The 19,914-nt window shown below is 68.2% G+C and carries 23 protein-coding genes; 15 read left to right on the forward strand and 8 right to left on the reverse strand.

Annotated features, from left to right (window positions below):
• Positions 1-2: 2 nt before the first annotated feature.
• Positions 3-1,247, reverse strand: a complete 1,245-nt coding sequence (locus tag ACYVLQ_RS03375; protein WP_460695883.1) for a TetR/AcrR family transcriptional regulator — start codon at positions 1,245-1,247, stop codon at positions 3-5.
• A gap of 130 nt (positions 1,248-1,377) precedes the next feature.
• Between ACYVLQ_RS03375 and ACYVLQ_RS03380 the strand changes: the two genes are divergently transcribed.
• The 3 genes from ACYVLQ_RS03380 to ACYVLQ_RS03390 all read left to right on the forward strand — a co-directional run bounded on the left by ACYVLQ_RS03380 (position 1,378) and on the right by ACYVLQ_RS03390 (position 4,642).
• Positions 1,378-2,178, forward strand: a complete 801-nt coding sequence (locus ACYVLQ_RS03380) for an enoyl-CoA hydratase (protein WP_460695884.1) — start codon at positions 1,378-1,380, stop codon at positions 2,176-2,178.
• Between the two features lie 214 nt (positions 2,179-2,392).
• A complete protein-coding gene (locus ACYVLQ_RS03385; RefSeq protein ID WP_460695885.1) occupies positions 2,393-3,148 on the forward strand; it encodes an SDR family oxidoreductase in 756 nt (251 codons plus the stop codon).
• A gap of 468 nt (positions 3,149-3,616) precedes the next feature.
• Positions 3,617-4,642 (forward strand): SDR family oxidoreductase, encoded by a 1,026-nt coding sequence (locus ACYVLQ_RS03390; protein WP_460695886.1) that lies wholly within the window; start codon positions 3,617-3,619, stop codon positions 4,640-4,642.
• A gap of 23 nt (positions 4,643-4,665) precedes the next feature.
• Here the strand turns inward: ACYVLQ_RS03390 and ACYVLQ_RS03395 are convergent, their stop codons facing one another.
• Positions 4,666-5,907, reverse strand: a complete 1,242-nt coding sequence (locus ACYVLQ_RS03395; protein WP_460695887.1) for a lycopene cyclase family protein — start codon at positions 5,905-5,907, stop codon at positions 4,666-4,668.
• Positions 5,908-6,204: 297 nt separating this feature from the next.
• The gene (locus ACYVLQ_RS03400; RefSeq protein ID WP_460695888.1) at positions 6,205-6,681 is read right to left on the reverse strand and encodes a hotdog fold domain-containing protein; all 477 of its coding nucleotides are present in this window, start codon (positions 6,679-6,681) and stop codon (positions 6,205-6,207) included.
• A gap of 553 nt (positions 6,682-7,234) precedes the next feature.
• On the opposite strand from ACYVLQ_RS03400, the gene rpsJ reads away from it, so the two are divergent.
• The 11 genes from rpsJ to rpsQ are packed head-to-tail and all read left to right on the forward strand — an operon-like array spanning position 7,235 to position 12,499.
• The gene (gene rpsJ / locus ACYVLQ_RS03405) at positions 7,235-7,540 is read left to right on the forward strand and encodes a 30S ribosomal protein S10 (RefSeq protein ID WP_003938093.1); all 306 of its coding nucleotides are present in this window, start codon (positions 7,235-7,237) and stop codon (positions 7,538-7,540) included.
• A 14-nt stretch (positions 7,541-7,554) separates the two neighbouring features.
• Entirely contained in the window at positions 7,555-8,220 is a 666-nt protein-coding gene (gene rplC, locus ACYVLQ_RS03410; protein ID WP_460695889.1) for a 50S ribosomal protein L3, read from the forward strand.
• Positions 8,217-8,888 (forward strand): 50S ribosomal protein L4, encoded by a 672-nt coding sequence (gene rplD / locus ACYVLQ_RS03415; protein ID WP_460695890.1) that lies wholly within the window; start codon positions 8,217-8,219, stop codon positions 8,886-8,888. Before rplC ends, rplD begins: the two co-directional genes overlap by 4 nt.
• The gene (rplW, locus tag ACYVLQ_RS03420) at positions 8,885-9,190 is read left to right on the forward strand and encodes a 50S ribosomal protein L23 (RefSeq protein ID WP_068020527.1); all 306 of its coding nucleotides are present in this window, start codon (positions 8,885-8,887) and stop codon (positions 9,188-9,190) included. Before rplD ends, rplW begins: the two co-directional genes overlap by 4 nt.
• 33 nt (positions 9,191-9,223) lie before the next feature.
• Complete coding sequence (rplB, locus tag ACYVLQ_RS03425; protein WP_068020529.1) at positions 9,224-10,054, forward strand: 50S ribosomal protein L2; 831 nt, start codon at positions 9,224-9,226, stop codon at positions 10,052-10,054.
• Positions 10,055-10,069: 15 nt separating this feature from the next.
• Positions 10,070-10,351: a 30S ribosomal protein S19 gene (rpsS, locus tag ACYVLQ_RS03430; protein WP_024800475.1), complete on the forward strand. Its 282-nt coding sequence runs from the start codon at positions 10,070-10,072 to the stop codon at positions 10,349-10,351.
• Complete coding sequence (rplV, locus tag ACYVLQ_RS03435) at positions 10,348-10,746, forward strand: 50S ribosomal protein L22 (RefSeq protein WP_040745656.1); 399 nt, start codon at positions 10,348-10,350, stop codon at positions 10,744-10,746. Before rpsS ends, rplV begins: the two co-directional genes overlap by 4 nt.
• Positions 10,747-11,547: a 30S ribosomal protein S3 gene (gene rpsC / locus ACYVLQ_RS03440; RefSeq protein ID WP_280267712.1), complete on the forward strand. Its 801-nt coding sequence runs from the start codon at positions 10,747-10,749 to the stop codon at positions 11,545-11,547.
• A gap of 3 nt (positions 11,548-11,550) precedes the next feature.
• Positions 11,551-11,967, forward strand: coding sequence for a 50S ribosomal protein L16 (gene rplP / locus ACYVLQ_RS03445; protein ID WP_068020538.1), 417 nt, complete (start codon positions 11,551-11,553; stop codon positions 11,965-11,967).
• Positions 11,967-12,206, forward strand: a complete 240-nt coding sequence (rpmC, locus tag ACYVLQ_RS03450; protein ID WP_040855205.1) for a 50S ribosomal protein L29 — start codon at positions 11,967-11,969, stop codon at positions 12,204-12,206. Before rplP ends, rpmC begins: the two co-directional genes overlap by 1 nt.
• On the forward strand, positions 12,203-12,499 hold the full coding sequence (gene rpsQ / locus ACYVLQ_RS03455) for a 30S ribosomal protein S17 (RefSeq protein WP_460695891.1): 297 nt from the start codon (positions 12,203-12,205) through the stop codon (positions 12,497-12,499). The genes rpmC and rpsQ overlap by 4 nt, the downstream gene beginning before the upstream one ends.
• Before the next feature lie 73 nt (positions 12,500-12,572).
• Here the strand turns inward: rpsQ and ACYVLQ_RS03460 are convergent, their stop codons facing one another.
• Together ACYVLQ_RS03460 and ACYVLQ_RS03465 are read right to left on the reverse strand one after the other, a co-directional pair.
• Positions 12,573-13,664, reverse strand: a complete 1,092-nt coding sequence (locus tag ACYVLQ_RS03460) for a serine hydrolase domain-containing protein (RefSeq protein WP_460695892.1) — start codon at positions 13,662-13,664, stop codon at positions 12,573-12,575.
• A 276-nt stretch (positions 13,665-13,940) separates the two neighbouring features.
• The gene (locus ACYVLQ_RS03465; protein WP_460695893.1) at positions 13,941-14,093 is read right to left on the reverse strand and encodes a hypothetical protein; all 153 of its coding nucleotides are present in this window, start codon (positions 14,091-14,093) and stop codon (positions 13,941-13,943) included.
• Between the two features lie 595 nt (positions 14,094-14,688).
• Between ACYVLQ_RS03465 and ACYVLQ_RS03470 the strand changes: the two genes are divergently transcribed.
• Entirely contained in the window at positions 14,689-15,765 is a 1,077-nt protein-coding gene (locus ACYVLQ_RS03470; RefSeq protein ID WP_460695894.1) for a DUF6585 family protein, read from the forward strand.
• 5 nt (positions 15,766-15,770) lie between these two features.
• Here the strand turns inward: ACYVLQ_RS03470 and ACYVLQ_RS03475 are convergent, their stop codons facing one another.
• The 3 genes from ACYVLQ_RS03475 to ACYVLQ_RS03485 form a co-directional block, all read right to left on the reverse strand.
• Positions 15,771-16,376: a maleylpyruvate isomerase N-terminal domain-containing protein gene (locus tag ACYVLQ_RS03475; protein WP_460695895.1), complete on the reverse strand. Its 606-nt coding sequence runs from the start codon at positions 16,374-16,376 to the stop codon at positions 15,771-15,773.
• A 247-nt stretch (positions 16,377-16,623) separates the two neighbouring features.
• Complete coding sequence (locus ACYVLQ_RS03480; RefSeq protein WP_460695896.1) at positions 16,624-18,909, reverse strand: hypothetical protein; 2,286 nt, start codon at positions 18,907-18,909, stop codon at positions 16,624-16,626.
• A gap of 165 nt (positions 18,910-19,074) precedes the next feature.
• A complete protein-coding gene (locus ACYVLQ_RS03485) occupies positions 19,075-19,833 on the reverse strand; it encodes a lysostaphin resistance A-like protein (RefSeq protein WP_460695897.1) in 759 nt (252 codons plus the stop codon).
• Positions 19,834-19,914: the final 81 nt, after the last annotated feature.

The following is a 19,914-nucleotide window of genomic DNA, read 5'->3' on the forward strand; positions in this document are numbered from 1 at the left end:
GTCTATTCGCCCGGCGACTCCTCGCCCAGCAGCACGGCTTTCATCATGGCCTGCATCCGGGCCAGGGTTTCCGGGCGGCTGTCGAAACGCATGCGGCGGCCGACGTCCACGACCTGGGCTATGGCGGCGTGCACCCGGAAGCGCGCCTCGGCCGGATCGCCGTCGAGCAGATGCGCCCACTCCAGTACGTTCTGGCGCTGGATGGACCGCAGCTTCTGCTGTTCGGCGGCGGGCAGATTCGAGAACTCGGCGAAGTAGACCGGCAGGATCTCCGGCATCGCGAAGGTGAGCCGCGCGAAGCGGGCGGCGATGCGCAGCGCGGCGTCCGCGCGGCCGGTCGCGTCGGCCAGCGCCTCGGAGTTGGCGATCGCGACCCGCTCGCCGGTGCGGTGGAAGGCCGCGGCCAGCAGGTCCGATTTGCTGGTGAAGTAGCGGTACACGCTGGAGGCGTTGATGCCGACGGCCGCGCCGATCTCCTCGATGCTGGCCTCGTGGTAGCCCTGTCGGCCGAAGATCCGGATCGCCTCGGTGAGCAGCTGTTCGCGTTTGCTGCTCAACGGCAGCCCGCGGACCGCCGATTCGGCCGTCTCCCGCGCGGGCGGCGGGGGCAGCTCGGTGTGCAGGATCGCCCGGCAGATGTCCTGCAGCAGCTCGGTGAGCCGGGCCGTGGACAGCGCGGTGCGGTGTGCGGTGATGCTGCCGATCGCGCCGAGCATCCCGGTCGCGAGAATCTGGATGTCGGCGGGGGAGGCGTCCGGGCGCAGCGGCGCGATCGCGTTCTCCACGGTCTCGTGCAGTCCGGCGTAGATGACACGGATTCGCGCGCGGTCCTCGCGCTCCAGATAGCGGCGCTCCCAGCGGTACAACCCGCCCTCGCGGCGCACCTCGATGGTGTGCTCGGCCAGGGCGCGGATCAGCGTGGTGAGTCGCGATTCCGGATCCGATCGCGGGTCGTCGGCGGCCTGCGCGGTGTCGAGCAACTGCTGCGCACCGGCCTCGGCGGCCGCCACCAGCAGCGCGTACTTGTTGGTGAAGTGGCGGTACAGGGCCGGTCCGGAGATGCCCACCTCGGCCGCGATCTCGTCGACGCCGACGGGGTGGTAGCCGCGCTCGCTGAAGGCGCGGGCCGCGACCCGCACGATCTGGGCCTTGCGGTTCTTGGGCCGCCGCTGGATCGGGCGGCGCCCGGCCGCGGGGCTGTCCGGTCGCGCGGAAGCGAGCCCGGCCTCGCTGCGATCCGCGACCATACACCTCTCCTTCTGCCGTGCCGTCGTTGTTGACAGCGCCGGACAAGTCAACATAAGTTAACCACAATTCGCAAAGTTAACCATCATTCTCGCGACGCCGCCAGCGCTGGCGGCCTTTCTGGGAGTAGCCATGAGTACGACCGACCACACGACCGCCCCGACCGGTTTCAGCGCCGTTCACGACGGGCCCGTGCTGCGCGTCACGATCACCAACCCCAAGCGCAAGAACGCCATCGACTACGACACGATGGTCGGCCTCGGCGACACCTTCCTCGCCGCCGCCGCGGATTCGTCCGTGCGCGCGATCGTGCTCACCGGCGAGGGCGGCGACTTCTGCACCGGCGCCGACCTGTCCGCCACGGCCGCCGAGGCGCAGCGCGGGATCACCCCCGCCATGACCATGGACTCCGCGAACCGGCTGGTGCGGGCCATCGTCGACGCGCCGGTGCCCGTGGTCGCGCGGGTGCGGGGCGCCGCCGCCGGAATCGGCGTGGCCCTGGCCCTGGCCGCCGACCTCACCTACGCCGCCGACGACTCCTACCTGCTGCTGGCCTTCGTCAACATCGGCCTGATGCCCGACGGCGGGGCGGCCGCCATGGTCGCCGCGGCCGCCGGTCGCCCGCTGGCCGCCGAGATGGCGCTGCTCGGCGAGCGACTGCCCGCGACCGAGGCCGCCGGGCACGGCCTGCTCACCCGGGCGCTGCCCGCCGACGAACTCGACGCCAGGGTCGAGTCGGTCGCCGCGAAGCTCGCATCCGGACCACGCCGCGCCCTCGAGCTCACCAAGCGCGCACTCAACCAGGCAGCGCTGGCCTCCCTCGATACCGCCTTGGCCGCAGAGAAGTCCGGGCAGATCGAACTGCTGCAGTCGGCGGATTTCAGGGAGGGCGCTATGGCGATGCTGCAGAAGCGGAAGGCCGTATTCAGCTAGCTGAGCGCACCGCGCCGTCTCGTCGTTCGGGCTGACTCGTTGCCCCGTGTCTCGTGGTTCGGGTCGTTCGTCGCCCGCGGTCTCGTCATTCCTGCAGTTCATGGCCCCCGCGTCTCGTCATTCCGGCATGCTTTTCGCCGGAATCCCTGCGGATGTCACACTCCGCCGCGCTGCGGCGTCAACCTCGTGACATACCGAGACAAGGGAGCGTGAGATGCGGGTTGCAATACTGGGTGCCAGCGGGCGGATCGGCCGCGAGGTTGTCGATGTGCTGAAGAACCAGGGGCACGAGGTTGTCGAGGCGACCCGGACCGCGGGGGTCGACGCGTACGCGGGAACCGGGCTGGCCGAGGCGCTGGCGGGAGTGCAGGTGGTGGTGGACGCGATCAACGCGTCGACGACCGAGACCGAGGCGGTCACCGACTACTTCCGGACCATCGGGCACAACGTGCAGCGGGAGGCGGCCGTGGCGGGGGTGCGGCGGATCGTGGCGGTCTCGATCATCGGCATCGACAAGTTCACCGCGGGCCACTTCGCGGGAAAGCTGGCGCACGAGCGCGCCTATCAGGAAGGGCCCGTTCCGGTTCGAGTGCTGCGTGCCGCGCAGTTCCACGAGTTCACCGAGATGATGCTCGACTGGACCACCCAGGGCGATACGGCCTACGTCCCGAAGATGCGGACCCAGCTGGTCGCCGCCCGCACCGTCGCCGAGAAGCTGGCCGAGATGGTGGTCGAGCAGGGCGGCGCGGACCGCGTCGAGATCGCCGGTCCACAGGAGCTGAACCTCGCCGCCGCCACGGCCAGGCTCGCCGAGCGCCGCGGCGCCCCGGCCCAGGTCCAGGAGGTCGTGGTCGAGGAGGATCCAAACCGCGAACCGCAGGCAACCGGCGCTCTGCTCCCCGGCCCCGAAGCGCTCATCGCAGGCCCAACCTTCGAAGAGTGGCTGGACCAGCACTACCCGGCCCGCTGACTCCCGCTCGCCGGCAGGCAACTCCCGCCCGCCCGTCACGCTTTGGCCGGGATCCACTCATGACGAGCGGATCCCGGCCAAAAGCATGCCGGGAATTGAGGTGTGGCACGCGGGGATTGAGGTGCGGCACGCGGGGATTGAGGTGCGGCACGCCGGAATTGGGATGTAGTGCGCGGGTTTTGGGGATGTAGTTCGCCGGGTATTGGGGTGTAGTGCGCTGGGGGTTGAGGTGTAGTTCGCCGGGGATCGAGGTGTAGTCCGCCGGGAATGGAGGTGCAGCACGCGGGGTATTGAGGTGCAGCACGCGGGGAATTGAGGTGCAGGACACCGGGGCGAGGTGCAGGACGTTGGGGGCGGGGTAGGGCGTGGTGGGCAAGTCGGGGGAGGTGCGGGAGTGGTGGGATAGTTGGCGAATGGCGCGCAACTCGGTTACCGATCTTGGTCGGGGGTGCGCGCTAGGGTGGCGTTATGGCTTACCTGGTTACCGGGGCGAGCGGGTGCATCGGTCGGTATCTCGTTCCGGAGTTGCTGAAATGTAACGGTGAGATATTCGTGCTGGTGCGGCCAGGAGCCGACTCGGCCTATCGCTTCGATCGCTGCGCGCGGGAGTGGGGCGGTGGCGACCGGGTGCGGCCCGTGCGGGGCGACCTCGGCGCCCCCGGCCTCGATATCGATCCGGATTGGATTGCGGCGCATCGCGGTTCGATCGACCACGTATTCCATCTGGCCGCCGGTCTCGACAGCGCCGTGCCCGGCGGCACCCGGCACTTGGTCGATGTCGCCGCACGGCTGAAAGCCGGTGCGCTGCACCATGTTTCCACCGTCGAGGTGGCCGGTGCGGCGGAGGGGTTGTTCACCGAGGACATGTTCGACATTGGGCAGACGCCGCGCACGCCCTACCAGCGGGCCGCGTTCGACTCCGAGCGAGTGGTCCGGGAGCAGGCGCGGGTGCCCTGGCGCGTCTACCGCCCGTCGATCGTGATCGGCCACTCCCGCACCGGCGAGATCGATCGGATCTCGGGACCGTACTACTTCTTCCGATTGTTGCGGATGGCTGCCCAACTGCCCCGGATCCTGCCGCTGCTGGTGCCGAAGCTCGGCGAAACCAATATGGTGCCGGTGGATTTCGTGACCCGGGCGCTGGCCCACATCGCCCACGGCCCGGCCGAACCGGGCGCCACCTTCCACCTGGTCGACCCGCGCAGGCAGAGCGCCGCCGACGTGCTCAACCTGTTCGCCGACGAGGCCGGAGCCCCGCACCTGGTCGAGGTGATGCCGAAGCCGACCCTCGACATGATGCTGCGCCTGCCCGGCATCGGCTGGATGCTGCCGCGGGTCGGCGTACCGCGAGATGTACTCGAGCACAGCGAATTCGGCTGCTGGTTCGACTCCCGCAACACCGATGCGGCACTGGCTGGCACGGACATTCGGGTACCGCCGCTGGCCGCCTACGCCCCGGTCATCTGGAAATACTGGTCCGAGAACTGGGTGTGAGCAAGGCTCGGGGGGCCGGTGCTCTACGCCCCGGGAGTGATCCGGCGCGCAGACGCTTGCCCGGTCTCCAGCGAGCCGTCGTTCGGGTCCGTGCCCCCCGGCGGGGCGTATTCGTAACCCACCCAACGGTTTCGGTTGGTCCAGCCGACGAGGTCGTAGCGCCAGCGGAACGGCCAGGTGCGCGCCACCGTCATGAACAGCACCGCGGCCAGCGGCGCGTAGTCGGCGTGGGCGGACAGCAGGGCGCGCTGCTGGCGCGGCGAGGCGGTGAAGAACGCCTCGAACATGGACGTCGCCTGCGCGGTGGTGAGCCTGCCCAGGCCGTACACCCCGCGCATGCGCATCCAGTACACCAGCCGCGCCTGCCAAGGCCACAGCGCCGCAACCGGATCCGCACCGCCGCGCAGCGCGTCGACGGCGGTGTCCACCAGCGCCAGCGACGCGGCCACGCTGTAGCCGGTGCACGGATGCATCATGCCGCCGCGGGAGCCGAACGGAACCGGACCGGCCGCGCTGCGTTCGGGCGGCGGCTGGTCCAGTGGGTAGTGGGCCGCCTCGGTCGGCTCGTCGCCGCGCAGCCGGATGCCGTGGGCGGCAAGCCGATTCAGCGTGCGGCGGCGTAACTCGTGCTGCGGCATCCCGCCGCGCAGCCCGAGGCTGGTCTCCTCGAAGATCACCGTGCCGTCGCCGAGCGGCACCGCGTACAGGAACGACGGCGGCTCGCCGGGCCCGGCGCCGTTCTCGTCGCGCCAATCCAGCAGCAGCCCTTCGCCGCCGGCGACCATCGGCGCCGCGCGCTCGGCATCGACGAAGATGCCGTGCGCGCTGGCGGTGCGGCGCGAGCCGGGGGAGGGCAGGCCACGGGTATCGACCACGGCCGAGGCCGTGATCACGCTGCCGTCCTTCAACTCGACCCGATGCGCCTCCACACTGGCCGCCCGCCCCGCCACGACCGTCGCGTCATCGAGGGGAAGCGCGTCGCGCAGCCCCTGTTTCGACAGCACGCAATACGGCCGCTCGATGCGATGCGCGGATTTCGTCCACACCACCGGCGCCTCGATCCGCTGCGCGATAGCGCTCGACGGCAGCCACCCCGGCAGTTCGTCGATCCAGCACGAAAACGTCGGCGGCCACAGCCGCTCCGGCCGCGGATCCACCGCCACCACATCCAGCCCCGCCCGCGCAGCCCGATGCGCCAGCGCCCGTCCTGCGGGTCCGAGCCCGACAACACACACATCGGCTTCCCGGACACGCGGCGTACTCATAACCCCATTCAATCAGCCACCCCGATCACCAACAGCAATGCGGCGCAGGAACAACCCGAGATCCCGTCGTCGCGGCCCTAGGGGGCCGCGACGACGGGAGATCAGGGGCGGCGGCATGGCCTGACGGGAGATCAGGGGCGGCGGCATGGCCTGACGGGAGATCAGGGGCGGCGGCATGGCCTGACGGGAGATCAGGGGCGGCGGCATGGCCTGACGGGAGATCAGGGGCGGCGGCATAGCCTGACGGGAGATCAGGGGAGGCGGCATGGCTCAGCGATGCGACGAAGCGGCGCGCCCCTACTTCGGTGTGACCCACGTGGTGATATCGGCGTGCACAACCTCCATCCCGGACTTGTCGTAGATCGAGACGGGGACGATCAGATCCTGTCCCTCGGTGATCTCGGCGAAGTCGGGGACTTCGGGGAGTTGGGCGATCGCCCGTAGCCCCGACCCGGCCTTGGCCAGGTACTGGACGTTCATGGCCTTGGGGATCCAGCGGTGCGTGGTCGGCACCGTCGCCTCGCTCAGCATTCCCATCGCCACCTCGGCCAGATTGCACGCGGCGATGGCGTGGAAGGTGCCCAGGTGGTTGTGGATGCCGAACCACTTCGGGGCCGTCACCTCGCACAGCCCCGGCTCCAGCCGCACCACGCTCGGCACCACGGTCCCGAAGTACGGCACCCGGGCCACCATGCCCAGTGAGAACAGCGCATGCCCGAGCTTGTTGTCCGGCAGCTTCTTCCAGCCGCGATAGGTAGCGGTCTCGTTCGTCATACCCGCATCTTACTTCTGAGTAAGTTCCGCGCCCGCGACCGTCCCCGTTTCCCGCACCCCGCGTTCGTTCCCGCACCCGGTGCAGTGCCTGTACGGGGTGCGTGAGCAAGTAAGGGGTGCGACAAGGGTTGGTCGCCGGGGTCGGGAGGATCACAGGGACCCCGATTTGAAGTCGCGTCGGCGGCTCATGCATACTGTTCGGGTTGCCTGCTCCGGGTGGCGTATGTCCTGTGGATATGCGGCTCGAAGGTGTCGGGTGAGCAGTACCCACCAAGTATCCCGTCGAGTCCGGCGTGGATACGTCCGGGACGAACGTTCCGAGGCTCATAAGGAAGATATTTCCCGGGCCGACGAATGAGCGGACGTGCGACACGCCCGACCGCGTGGACCGGAAGAACCATGACAGATGAACAGCGGCGAGGGATCGGGTCAGCCCCGGTCGTGGTCTAGACGGATGCGTCAGCTGTGACTTCTCAGGTTCGGGCATGCAAATGAGGGTGCTTCGGGAGGCGACTTCCGGAACACAACGCAAGCGGAGAAAAGGACACTCAGCGTGGCGGGACAAAAGATCCGCATCAGGCTCAAGGCCTACGACCATGAGGCGATCGACGCCTCTGCGCGCAAGATCGTCGAGACGGTGACCCGCACCGGTGCCCGTGTCGTCGGGCCGGTGCCGTTGCCGACCGAGAAGAACGTGTACTGCGTCATCCGTTCGCCGCACAAGTACAAGGACTCGCGCGAACACTTCGAGATGCGCACGCACAAGCGGCTGATCGACATCCTCGACCCGACGCCGAAGACGGTTGACGCGCTCATGCGCATCGACCTCCCGGCCAGCGTCGACGTCAACATTCAGTGACGGGGACTGCAGATATGACTGACAACAAGAACAGGCCTGCGGCCGGAATCCTGGGCACCAAGCTGGGTATGACCCAGGTCTTCGACGAGAAGAACCGCGTCGTTCCCGTGACCGTCGTCAAGGCCGGGCCGAACGTCGTGACCCAGATTCGCACCGAGGAGCGCGACGGCTACAGCGCCGTGCAGCTCGCCTTCGGCGCCATCGACCCGCGCAAGGTGATCAAGCCCGTCGCCGGGCAGTTCGCCAAGGCCGGTGTCACCCCGCGCCGCCACGTCGTGGAGATCCGCGTCGCCGACGCCTCGACCTTCGAGGTCGGCCAGGAACTCTCCGCCGACGTGTTCGAAGAGGGCACCTACGTCGACGTGACCGGCACCAGCAAGGGCAAGGGCTTCGCGGGCACCATGAAGCGCCACGGCTTCCGTGGCCAGGGCGCCTCGCACGGTGCGCAGGCCGTGCACCGCCGTCCGGGCTCGATCGGTGGTTGCGCCACCCCGGGCCGCGTGTTCAAGGGCATGCGGATGTCGGGCCGGATGGGCAACGACCGCGTCACCACGCAGAACCTCTCGGTCCACAAGGTGGACGCCGAGAACGGTCTGCTGCTGATCAAGGGCGCGATCCCGGGCCGCAAGGGCGGCATCGTGATCGTCAAGAGCGCAGTGAAGGGTGGTGCACGCGCGTGAGCACCGAAACCAAGACCAATCTGACGCTGCCGGTGAAAGAGCCGGGCGGCAAGACCAACGGCACCGTCGAACTCCCCGCGGAGATCTTCGACGTGACCGCGAACATCGCGCTGATGCACCAGGCCGTCGTGGCCCAGGAGGCCGCCGCGCGCCAGGGCACGCACGCCACCAAGACCCGCGGCGACGTCCGTGGCGGTGGCAAGAAGCCCTATCGCCAGAAGGGCACCGGCCGCGCCCGCCAGGGTTCGACCCGCGCCCCGCAGTTCGCCGGCGGTGGCACCGTGCACGGCCCGCAGCCGCGCGACTACTCGCAGCGCCTGCCGAAGAAGATGAAGGCCGCCGCCCTGCGTGGCGCACTGTCGGACCGCGCGCGCAGCGAGCGGATCCACGTCGTCACCGAACTGGTCGCGGGACAGACGCCTTCGACCAAGAGCGCCAAGAGCTTCCTGGCCGAGCTGACCGACCGCAAGAAGCTGCTGGTCGTGGTGGGCCGCGAGGATCTCACCGCGTGGAAGAGCGTCGCGAACCTGCAGAACGTGCACCCGATCGCGCCGGACCAGCTCAACACCCGCGACGTGCTGAACAGCGACGACATCGTGTTCAGCGTGGAGGCCCTGAACGCCTTCGTGCACGGGCCCGCTGAGGCTGCACAGGAGGACAGCAAGTGACCACCATCGCCGATCCCCGCGACATCCTGCTCGCGCCGGTCATCTCCGAGAAGTCCTACGGGCTGATCGAGGAGGGCACCTACACCTTCCTGGTGCATCCGGACGCGAACAAGACGCAGATCAAGATCGCCGTGCAGAAGGTCTTCGGCGTGAAGGTGACCAGCGTCAACACCGCCAACCGTCAGGGCAAGCGCAAGCGGACCCGCGCCGGTTACGGACAGCGCAAGAGCACCAAGCGCGCGCTCGTGACCCTCTCGGCCGACAGCAAGCCCATCGAGATCTTCGGAGGCCCGGTCGCGTAAGCGGCGGGGATTCCAGAAAGCAGAGAAGAACTCATGGCTATCCGTAAGTACAAGCCGACTACGCCGGGACGGCGTGGGTCGTCGGTTTCCGACTTCGCCGAGATCACCCGCTCGACACCCGAGAAGTCGCTGCTGCGCCCGCTGTCCAAGTCCGGCGGACGTAACGCGCACGGCCGCATCACGACTCGCCACCGCGGTGGCGGTCACAAGCGTGCCTACCGCATCATCGACTTCCGTCGCCTGGACAAGGACGGGATCCCGGCCAAGGTCGCGCACATCGAGTACGACCCCAACCGGACCGCGAACATCGCCCTGCTGCACTACGCGGACGGCGAGAAGCGCTACATCCTCGCGCCCAAGAACGTCACCCAGGGCACGAAGATCGAGTCCGGCCCCGGCGCCGACATCAAGGCGGGCAACAACCTGCCGCTGCGCTCGATCCCGACCGGTACCACCATCCACGCGGTGGAACTGCGTCCGGGCGGAGGCGCCAAGATGGCCCGTGCCGCGGGTATGAGCATCCAGCTGCTGGGTAAGGAAGGCGCCTACGCCGTCCTGCGTATGCCCTCCGGCGAGATCCGCCGCGTCGACGTGCGCTGCCGCGCCACCGTCGGCGAGGTCGGCAACGCCGAGCAGTCGAACATCAACTGGGGCAAGGCCGGGCGCATGCGCTGGAAGGGCCGTCGCCCCACCGTCCGCGGTGTCGTGATGAACCCCGTCGACCACCCGCATGGTGGTGGTGAGGGCAAGACCTCCGGTGGTCGCCACCCGGTCAGCCCGTGGGGTCAGCCCGAGGGCCGCACCCGTAAACCCAACCGTCCGAGCGACAAGCTCATCGTCCGCCGTCGCGGCAAGAAGCGCTGAAGAGGAGGTTAAGACATGCCACGCAGCCTGAAGAAGGGCCCGTTCGTCGACGAACACCTCCTCAAGAAGGTGGACGTCCAGAACGAGAAGAACACCAAGCAGGTCATCAAGACCTGGTCGCGTCGTTCGACCATCATCCCCGATTTCATCGGCCACACCTTCGCCGTCCACGACGGCCGCAAGCACGTGCCGGTGTTCGTGTCGGAGAACATGGTCGGGCACAAGCTCGGTGAGTTCGCGCCGACCAGGACCTTCAAGAGCCACGTCAAGGAAGATCGGAAGAGCAAGCGGCGATGAGCACTGAAACTCAGAACCCGACCGCGCGCGCGACCGCCAAGTTCGTCCGCGTGACGCCGATGAAGGCCCGCCGGGTCGTGGACCTGGTCCGCGGCAAGCGGGTCGAGGATGCGCTGAACATCCTGCGGTTCGCGCCGCAGGCCGCGAGCGAGCCGGTCGCCAAGGTCGTGGCCAGCGCCGCGGCGAACGCCGAGAACAACCTCGGCCTGAACCCGGACACCCTGGTCATCTCGACGGCCTATGTCGACGAGGGTGCGACCATGAAGCGTTTCCAGCCGCGGGCCCAGGGTCGCGCGTTCCGGATTCGCAAGCGCACCAGCCACATCACCATCGAGGTCGAGAGCGTCGCCAGCGCCGCCCCGGCTCGCAGCCGCCGGAAGGGAGGGGCTAAGTAAATGGGACAGAAGATCAATCCCCATGGCTTCCGCCTCGGTATCACCACCGACTGGAAGTCCCGCTGGTACGCCGACAAGCAGTACAAGGACTACGTCAAGGAAGACGTCGCGATCCGCAAGCTGCTGTCGACCGGCATGGAGCGGGCGGGCATCTCGAAGGTCGAGATCGAGCGCACTCGTGATCGCGTCCGGGTGGATATCCACACCGCGCGTCCGGGCATCGTGATCGGTCGTCGCGGCGCCGAGGCCGACCGCATCCGCGCCGAGCTGGAGAAGCTCACCAAGAAGCAGGTGCAGCTGAACATCCTCGAGGTCAAGAACCCCGAGTCGGATGCGCAGCTGGTTGCCCAAGGCGTGGCCGAGCAGCTGTCGAACCGTGTGGCGTTCCGTCGCGCGATGCGCAAGGCCATCCAGTCGGCCATGCGTTCGCCGAACGTCAAGGGCATCCGCGTGCAGTGCTCGGGCCGCCTCGGTGGCGCCGAGATGTCGCGCTCGGAGTTCTACCGGGAGGGTCGGGTGCCGCTGCACACGCTGCGCGCCGACATCGATTACGGCCTGTACGAAGCGAAGACCACCTTCGGCCGCATCGGCGTGAAGGTCTGGATCTACAAGGGCGACATCGTCGGCGGCAAGCGCGAGGTCACAGCCGCGCCGGCCGGTGAGCGTCGCGAGCGTCGTGAGCGGCCGAGCCGTCCGCGGCGGTCCGGTTCGTCCGGTACCACCGCGACCAGCACTGAGGCCGGGCGTGCGGGTGCCGCGACAGCGGTGGCCGACGCTCCGGCAGAGTCCAAGGAGGGCTGACCAATGCTGATGCCTCGCAAGGTCAAGCACCGCAAGCAGCATCACCCCAAGCGGTCCGGTATGGCCAAGGGCGGCACCTCGGTGGCGTTCGGCGAGTTCGGCATCCAGGCTCTGGAGCCGGCCTACGTCACCAACCGGCAGATCGAGTCGGCGCGTATCGCGATGACCCGCCACATCAAGCGTGGCGGCAAGATCTGGATCAACATCTACCCGGATCGCCCGCTGACCAAGAAGCCCGCCGAGACCCGCATGGGTTCCGGTAAGGGTTCGCCCGAGTGGTGGGTCGCGAACGTGAAGCCCGGCCGGGTCATGTTCGAGATGTCGTACCCGAACGAGGAGACCGCTCGCGAGGCGCTGCGCCGCGCGATGCACAAGCTCCCGATGAAGTGCAGGATCGTGACCAGGGAGGAGCAGTTCTGATGGCTACCGCCAACCCGGCCGCAGAGCTCCGCGAGCTCGACAACGACGCGCTCGTCGCGAAACTGCGCGAGTCCAAGGAAGAGCTGTTCAACCTGCGCTTCCAGATGGCGACCGGCCAGTTGCAGAACAACCGGCGCCTGCGCGTGGTCCGTCACGAGATCGCGCGCATCTACACGGTCATGCGTGAGCGCGAGCTCGGCCTGGCCTCCGGTCCTGAAGGCAAGGGAGACGCCGCATGAGCGACGTTAAAGGCCCGGCCAAGACGCCGGCCAAGGAGGAGAATCGTGGCAGCCGCAAGGTTCGCGTCGGCTACGTCGTCTCCGACAAGATGAACAAGACGATCGTCGTCGAACTGGAGGACCGTAACCGGCACCCCCTGTACGGCAAGATCATCCGCACCACCTCGAAGGTGAAGGCGCACGACGAGAACGAGGTCGCCGGCGTCGGCGACCGCGTCCAGCTGATGGAGACCCGCCCCCTGTCCGCCACCAAGCGGTGGCGGCTGGTGGAGGTCCTGGAGAAGGCCAAGTAAGCCTGCTCCGCCTCGGCTGAGGTCTGTAAAGCGAAGGCCCGCTTCCTGATTGGGAAGCGGGCCTTCGTCGTGTTCAGGGCGCCGGTGTCGCCGGGTCGTTCGTACACAGCGCGGTAGCGAGGGCGGTGCGGATATCCGCGTTCTGGGCGTCGGTCTCGCCGGGGTGGAGGTTGACCATGATCGTCGCGCTGCGGCCGTCGGTCGTGGTCGCGCCCATCGTCTGGTAGCCCGGGATACCGCCGTCGTGGCCCCAGTGCAGGCCGCCGCAGGGCAGCGGCGTGCTCTGCAGGCCCAGCCCGTAGGCATCGCTGTGCGAATTGCCGGTCGGCCGGGTTGCCATCATCTCCCGGAGTTCGGGTGCGCGCAGTAGGCCGCCGTTCACCAAGGCGTCGAGGAACCGGTTCAGATCCGCGGCGCTGGAGATGATCCCCCCGCCGAAGACCGCGATCGACGGGTTGAACTCGGTCAGGTCGATGGGCCCGGACTCGCCCTGCCGACCGTAGCCCTGCGGGTGATCGCCCGGGATGCTCGGTTCGTCTCCGGGAACCGAGGTACCGCGCAGGCCGAGCGGCCGGACAATACGCTGCTCGATCGCCTCCTCGTACGGCCGGCCGGTGACCTTCTCGATGAGCATTCCGGCCAGCAGATAATTCGTATTGGAGTACTGCCAGGCGGTTCCCGGCGGAAACTGCCGCGGGTGGGCCAGCGCCAGGTTCAGCAGTTCCAGTGGATCATGGTGGACGAGTGGATTACTCAGGACCTGCTCTAGGGGCAGATAGTCCAGGTAGTCGGGCAGCCCGCTGGTCTGCTGCAACAGCTGCCGCACCGAGATGTCGTGCCCGTCGTTGCCGTTGCCCCGAATCGTTCCGGGCAGGTACTGCTCGACCGGCGCGTCGAGTGCCACCCGCTGCTCGCCCACGAGCTGCAGCACCACGGTCGCGGTGAACGTCTTGGTCATGCTGCCGATGCGGAACCGCTCGTCGCCGGACATCGGCGCGCGGGTCTCGATATCCGCGACACCACTCGTCAGCACGGTCCGTCGCCCCTGTGCGTCGCGCACCTCCAACAGCGCCCCCGGTGCGCCGTCGGCGGTGGTCAACCGGTGCAGCACGTTTCGTACCTCGACATAGCTCGGCTGGTCCTCGGCATCCGCGCGATCCCCCACTCCGCACGAACACAAGGTCAAGGCAGTCGTGGCGCAGAGCGCACCGAAGATGTAGGTATACCTGCGCATTTCCGTCCCTTCGATAGCGTGGCCGAACCTACGCTAGGAGGCTCCGACCAAACACACCTCAGCCTCGGGAGCCATACTGTTCACCGTTTGCCATACCGGGGTACCGGGCAGACCCGCCCAGCAAGAGCGCCCGTCTGGCCCGATGGCTCGGTGTCGCCGCGCTGTTGCCCGAAGCGCTTCGTTCCGATGTCGAGATTCTTTGGGACTTCACCCAGATGGGCATGAGGTGCGGGCGGACGTCACGGGAGCTGGGGCGGTGCGTATCAGGGCCACGCGCTCGCGCCACTGTTCGATGAACTCGTCGACCTGCTCGGCGGGCGGTTCGATCGCGTTGATGAATGTGACGCCTTGGTCGGTCATGAATTCCTCCGTAATGCGTTGTGGGTGGCCAGAGTTCGAGGTTGGTGTGTGTGCTGAATCCGGCTGGTACACCTGGTTATTCGGGCACCTTGTCGTCTATCGCGAGTGCCGCCGCGGTGATTTGTCCAGGCCGCCAGCAGATCCCGCAGCGCGGCGCGGTCGGGCCGCGCGATATCGCAGCAAGCGAGGACCAGGGCCTGCGATTGCGCCGTCGTGGCGATGCCCGCCCTGATGAATTCCGTGGAACGCCCCCGGTATTCGAGGTGGGGACGAGCGTTGCGGGGCCGTGACACGCCCCGCGACGGCGCCGACCGCCGCGAGACCGATCCCAAGCTCGACCCGAATTTATTACGTGTAGTAGTAGACTCGCTCATGTCGCCCCAAAGGTCAGCGGAGTAGCCGCCAACCTTCAATAGTGCTGAAGGATTGAACTCGCTTGTGAGAGCTGATGGCGGACAGGAAACCTCGCCCTCGGTAAGTGATCGAAATCCGAAGCCGCGCATTATTGGTTGCCACCGAACCGCGTGGAGTAGTGGCGGGATTCCGTCGAGTCGAATACGATCCGCGCGGAACCAACCGTCCGTTGGAGGGACAATTGACCACCCCGAGTACGCAGGAGCGCGAGACCGGGGGAACCGCAGGTCGGCGAACGGTACCCCTGTCGCAGCTGATCTACCTCATGGCCGAGCACGACAAGCTGGGCGAACACCGCCAGACGTTTCTGCCGCCGCCGATGAGTGGAGACACCGTGGTGCGCGGCTGCGCGCTGGTGGCGGGCGGGCTGGTCGTCGTGGGCGGGCTCTGCGCGGCCGCCGGATCACTCGTGGGCAGCGGGGCGGTCGGCGCGCTGGCGCTGGTGCCCGCCGCGGTCGCATTCCTGCGCGGTCGCCGCAACCGCGGTAGCCGCAGGGCGCGACTGGATCTGTTCGATTACGGCATGACCGTGTACCGCGGGGTCGAGAAGATCGTGGCGTTTCGCTGGGATACCCTCGAGGTCCGGCAGCAGGTCATTCCGTTCCACAACGCGGCCGCCGCGGCGACCGACTACTCGTTCACACTGACGGGCCCCGGAAACAGTACCGCCGCCTTCGACGAGTCGATCTTCGACGGCGCCAAGGAATGGGGCCCGGCGATCCAATCCGCGGTTACGGCAACGCAATTGCCGCATGTGGTCGCCGCCATCGATGGTGAGCAAACGATTAGCTTCGGCGACATCACGGTGGATCTGAACTGCCTCACCTTCGCCGAGACCTCGTATCCGTGGGAGCACATCCAGCGAATCGAGGCGCACCACGGCCTGGTCTGCATCAAGGCCGCAGGCCAATGGGTTTCGCTCGTCGCGGTCGAAACCATCCCAAATTTCTACATCTTCAACGAGGTGACCGAACGACTACGCCTCGCCGCACTGGACGAAATGGCCGAACAGGCCGCAGGCGCCGAGCAGTCGGACGGTGGCGAGAGGCCCGCTGCCGCAGGGGATGACGCCACCGTCGCGACGAATGACGGTGCTGCGCCGCCGGAGTCTTCCCCGACGCCGTGGACCCGGGCCGGTACGACCTCGGCTCGCAGTGGCGCCGCGGATGTCACCATTCGCCCGGAGCATGAGGGTATTTCGGCCCGCGAGGGGGCGGAGGCGGTCGGAGTCGCCGGTCCCGCACGGGATTCCGAGTAGGGCCGTCAACGCATAACGGGCAGCACCGGGGCATGTGAACGCCCCGTGGCGGCTTCGATGAAGGCGACCGGATCCGGTATCGCGGAAAGTATTTCGACTGTGCGTCGCAGCCCAACCCGCGGCGGCGGGTCGCCTCCGATCGCGTCGACCAGGTCGAGCAGGTGCGTGGTGGCCTCCACGATCATGGTGTCGGCCAGCGCCTGGAAGCTGACGGTGCCGAGGATCGGATGGACCAGCCCGGCGGCGGGATCGGCCCCGCGCAGCTCCGCGAGCATCGCCGGGCCGTCGTCGGCGAAATGCCGGACCAGCGTCTCGGGGCCGACCGCCGAGGTCTGCTGCGCCTGCTCGGCGACGTCGTCGGCCAGTGTGTGCGCCGCCCCGCCCGGTTCGTTGAAGATCCGGAGCCACTGTGCGCCGCTGGTCACCGCGGGTGAGTCCACCCGCTCCCCGCGCAGGAAGTCCAGTACCTGCTTGTCCGGCGCCATGTGGGCGACGAGATCCTGCACCGTCCATTCCGGAAGCCGCGTGCGCGTCGCCCACTGCGCGGGCGTCAGTTCCGCCACCCGCTCGCCCCAGGTCCAGCAGAGCCGTTCCAGCGTGGTGATATCCATATGAACCCCAGTTCACCCAAGGATGCGGATGCCATGTCCTCTCATGTCAGCACCATCAGACGGCAGCCGCAACGAGATATCGGTCGATGTCGCCTGGCGAAGGCGCGGGCATCGAGAGAGCCTGCCCACTCGCCTTCGCCGAACAATAGCTCCGGTTGTGGCTGACGGGAGATCAGGGCCGCACGGTATGTCCGGCCCTGGATTGTGGCGTTGGCAACAATGCCGCAAGCCCAACCTAGGTCGAATGTCACCCGCTGATGGCGTAGGGGAGGCGGATGCGGCGGGCGGCTTCGAGGATGCCGAGGATGCGGGAGCCGGGTAGGCCGATGGAGGAGCCGATGGCGGCGGGGGTCCAGGATTCGTCGGCGAGGGTGAGTATCTCGGCGAGTTGCTCCACCGGAAGTTTGGACAGGCGGCGCTCGGAGATCTCGCGCGCCACCGCCCACACCCCGACGTTGTCTATCTCGGCGGCCAGGTCGGCGGCGCTCGCCCGGACCTCGCCCGAGTCCGGTTCGGCCGCTTCGGGTTCGGTCTCGACCACCGCGTAGGGACGCCGGTACTTGGAGACGTCGGGAGTAGGCGCTGGCCGATCCGTGTCGGTCGGCGTCGCGGGCTCGGCCGACTCGGGAACCGCGGCGGGTCGGCGGGCGTACGGGTGCGCGGCCGTGGTCGTCTTCGCGGTGTGCCGAGAGTCGTCGCGCCCCTGCGGTTCAGGGTTGCGGGGGCGGCTGCCTGTGTGCTGCCGGTCTGTGCTGGTCCCACCGTCGGCGACGGGCTGCGATCCGTTCGGCCCGGAATGATGGGTGTCCGGCTCGGCGGCGGGGTCTGTGCGCTCCGCGGTGGAGCCGGGCGCTGGACCGGAGTCGTCGCCGGGCGCGGTCTCCCGCTCGACGATGGGGTCCGCCGGTTCCACCATGGGGGTGGCCGGAGTGGGGCGCTCGCCCCCGCGGCCGTTGGATCGGCTGTCCTCGTCGTCCGGTGGGCTCACCCGTTCGGTATCCGAGCCTGCTGATTCTCCGAGCCGATACTGCATGTCCGAGAGATATTGCCCGGCAACGCTGTCCGCGTGCTGCCCATTGGCCCGGGGCGCAGGCTTGCCGTTGCGCCCTGAATCGCCCGTTGTCGGCGAGGTGCCGCGCTGTGGATCCACCCGGTTGCTGCCGATGCTGCGGGATGGCGTGGGAAACCCGTTGGACTCGAGGTCTTTTGCGGGCAGGTCGTGTGGGTGGTTGCCGAAACCGTTGGTAGCGGGGGTCTCTGGCTGGCGATCACCGTCGCCGTGATCGGCGTGGGCTGCGGTCGGACGGCCATGGTGGTAGCCGTTCGCCGCCGACGGGTGCGTGTTGCCGTTGCGGGAAGGCGCGGGCGTGGGGTGCGTCTCGGCGTCGGGAGCATAGTTACGGCCGTTGGTCCTGGGCGCGATATCTGCGGGGTGAGTGTGGTCTCCGCGAATGTCTCGCGCCGACTGTGAGTAGGACGTCTGGTGCTCGGGGTGCATCGAATAGCCGAGGCCGTGCTGCTGGGCCGCCGGGTAGCCGTCCGGCGGGTACACGTGGCCGTTGTGTCCGCTGACCTGGGAATGGTCTGTTGCGGAGGGGGGAGCGGCGGTTTCGTCTCGCCGGTGGACCCCGGTTGCCTCCGACCGACGCCCCCGGCTGTCGGCCGGATGTTCGGAAAGCATTGGGCCGGAAGACTGTTCGGGAGCCGTGGAGAGGTGGCGGGATTCGCCCGACCCCCCGCGGACCGGGGCGAAGGCGTCGACGATGCGGTGGGTGACCGTGCGGCGCTGCTCCGTGGAGTGATCCGGGATCGCGTCGATCAGCTGTGCGTAGCGCGCGGAGACCCACGCGTGCAGCCAGATCACGACGCCCACCATGACCGGCGCCACGGCGGCCTCGGCGGCGCGGGCGGGGGCGCCGCCCGCGAGGTGTGGCCCCGCGTTCAGGGCGATGGTGACGCCCAGCAGCGCCGCCTCCAGGAAAACCACCTTGCCCCTGGCGATTTCGCGCCCCCAGCGCGCCGCGGTCGTCGCCACCACCATGATGGTGATGATCGGGATGGAGATCATCGCCTCGAAGCCGTAGCTGAGCCAGTACAGCGGGTCGGACATGTCGCCGCTGGGCACCAGATTCTGCTGCACGTTGACGCCCGCCCACACCATGCCGAGCACCACCACGCCGATCAGGGCTCGCGAGGACCATTCGGCGCGACGGTACAGCTGGGCAAGGCGCGCATCGGGATTCGAGACCCGGCGCCGCGCGGCGAGTGCCTTGCGATGCCAGCGGGCATCCGCGTCGTCCGCCCGGCGCAGCGCACGCTCGACCCGGCGGTCGCGCTTCTCCGCGGCCAGTTCGGCGGCCACCGCCCCGCGTCGCTGCCGCCGGCGCTGCGCTCGAATCCATTCCGCCAGATCACGTTCGGCGGCGATCTCGGATTCGGACATCTCGTCGAACAGGGCGGGATCGGTCTGCAGCGGAAGCTTGCCACGCGCGGTCGCCACCCGCTGGGCCAACGCGGCGATCTCTGCTGACATCTCTGCATTCCCGGCCGACTGGTCGTCGCGCATCGCGAGCCTTCCATGACGAAGGTATGGTGCCGAATATCCGCAACAGCCGATTACTCGAACATATGTGTGACCGCAGTGAGAGTAATCCGTAACCTACCCGTGGTCAATGGCGACACCGAACATGAGTTCGGTTCAGCCCATTGCGGTATGCCAGAGAATCGCCGCCGTCAGGGCGCCCGCCCCGTTCAGCGACCAATGCAGCGCGATCGGCGCGAGCACGCTGCCGCTGCGCCGCCGCAGCCAGGTGAATACCGCGCCCGCCGCGGCGGTCGCGAGGACGGCGAGCGCGATGCCGCCGATCTGCCCGGCCAGGCCGCCACCGAGGAATGTGCTCAGCCCGCGGTTGCTGCTGGTCAGGCCCAGCGACGAGGCGATATGCCAGAGGCCGAAAAGCAGTGACCCGGCGGCGAATACGCCGCGCGCGCCATAGGCGCGGTCGAGGGCCCCGTGCAGGACGCCGCGGAACGCCAGCTCTTCGGGAATGGCTGTCTGCAAAGGGATCACGATCATGGAGGCGATCAGCGCGCCGGAAATCGTGGCGTAGCGATCGGCCAGAAAGAACGGGCGCGTAATCGGCAGCAGCGCGCCGATGGCGACGGCGCCGAGCACCACGCCGACGGCGGCGACCGAGTACAGCGTGCCCTTGCGCCATTGCCGCGGTGAGAGTCCGAGTTCGGACCAGCCGAGCCCGCGCCGCCGCATCATGGCCACCAGGACCACCGCGGCGATAGGCACGGTCACGATGTTGGCCCAGGTCGAGGTGAAGTGCGCGATCAGGTTGGTGCAGGCCAGCACCACCACGACAACGGCGACGTCCAGGTAGGCGTGCAACCGGCGAGGCGAGCCGGTGACCTCGGAAAGCGGTACAGCGTCGTTATCGTTTCGAGACATCGCCGCCAGTCTACGTTCATCCGTCGCCGGCGCGCTGTGTTCCCCCGAACATCGGCCGGGAACCAAGGGTCTTGCTTTGTA

The organism is Nocardia thraciensis (assembly GCF_054782435.1).

Bases quoted from the DNA above. Each gene is read 5' to 3' on its own strand.
- ACYVLQ_RS03375 (WP_460695883.1), bottom strand. From the start codon at position 1,247: ATGGTCGCGGATCGCAGCGAGGCCGGGCTCGCTTCCGCGCGACCGGAC.
- ACYVLQ_RS03380 (WP_460695884.1), top strand. From the start codon at position 1,378: ATGAGTACGACCGACCACACGACCGCCCCGACCGGTTTCAGCGCCGTT.
- ACYVLQ_RS03385 (WP_460695885.1), top strand. From the start codon at position 2,393: ATGCGGGTTGCAATACTGGGTGCCAGCGGGCGGATCGGCCGCGAGGTT.
- ACYVLQ_RS03390 (WP_460695886.1), top strand. From the start codon at position 3,617: ATGGCTTACCTGGTTACCGGGGCGAGCGGGTGCATCGGTCGGTATCTC.
- ACYVLQ_RS03395 (WP_460695887.1), bottom strand. From the start codon at position 5,907: ATGAGTACGCCGCGTGTCCGGGAAGCCGATGTGTGTGTTGTCGGGCTC.
- ACYVLQ_RS03400 (WP_460695888.1), bottom strand. From the start codon at position 6,681: ATGACGAACGAGACCGCTACCTATCGCGGCTGGAAGAAGCTGCCGGAC.
- rplC (WP_460695889.1), top strand. From the start codon at position 7,555: ATGACTGACAACAAGAACAGGCCTGCGGCCGGAATCCTGGGCACCAAG.
- rplB (WP_068020529.1), top strand. From the start codon at position 9,224: ATGGCTATCCGTAAGTACAAGCCGACTACGCCGGGACGGCGTGGGTCG.
- rpsS (WP_024800475.1), top strand. From the start codon at position 10,070: ATGCCACGCAGCCTGAAGAAGGGCCCGTTCGTCGACGAACACCTCCTC.
- rplV (WP_040745656.1), top strand. From the start codon at position 10,348: ATGAGCACTGAAACTCAGAACCCGACCGCGCGCGCGACCGCCAAGTTC.
- rpsC (WP_280267712.1), top strand. From the start codon at position 10,747: ATGGGACAGAAGATCAATCCCCATGGCTTCCGCCTCGGTATCACCACC.
- rplP (WP_068020538.1), top strand. From the start codon at position 11,551: ATGCTGATGCCTCGCAAGGTCAAGCACCGCAAGCAGCATCACCCCAAG.
- rpmC (WP_040855205.1), top strand. From the start codon at position 11,967: ATGGCTACCGCCAACCCGGCCGCAGAGCTCCGCGAGCTCGACAACGAC.
- rpsQ (WP_460695891.1), top strand. From the start codon at position 12,203: ATGAGCGACGTTAAAGGCCCGGCCAAGACGCCGGCCAAGGAGGAGAAT.
- ACYVLQ_RS03465 (WP_460695893.1), bottom strand. From the start codon at position 14,093: ATGACCGACCAAGGCGTCACATTCATCAACGCGATCGAACCGCCCGCC.
- ACYVLQ_RS03475 (WP_460695895.1), bottom strand. From the start codon at position 16,376: ATGGATATCACCACGCTGGAACGGCTCTGCTGGACCTGGGGCGAGCGG.
- ACYVLQ_RS03480 (WP_460695896.1), bottom strand. From the start codon at position 18,909: ATGTCAGCAGAGATCGCCGCGTTGGCCCAGCGGGTGGCGACCGCGCGT.
- ACYVLQ_RS03485 (WP_460695897.1), bottom strand. From the start codon at position 19,833: ATGTCTCGAAACGATAACGACGCTGTACCGCTTTCCGAGGTCACCGGC.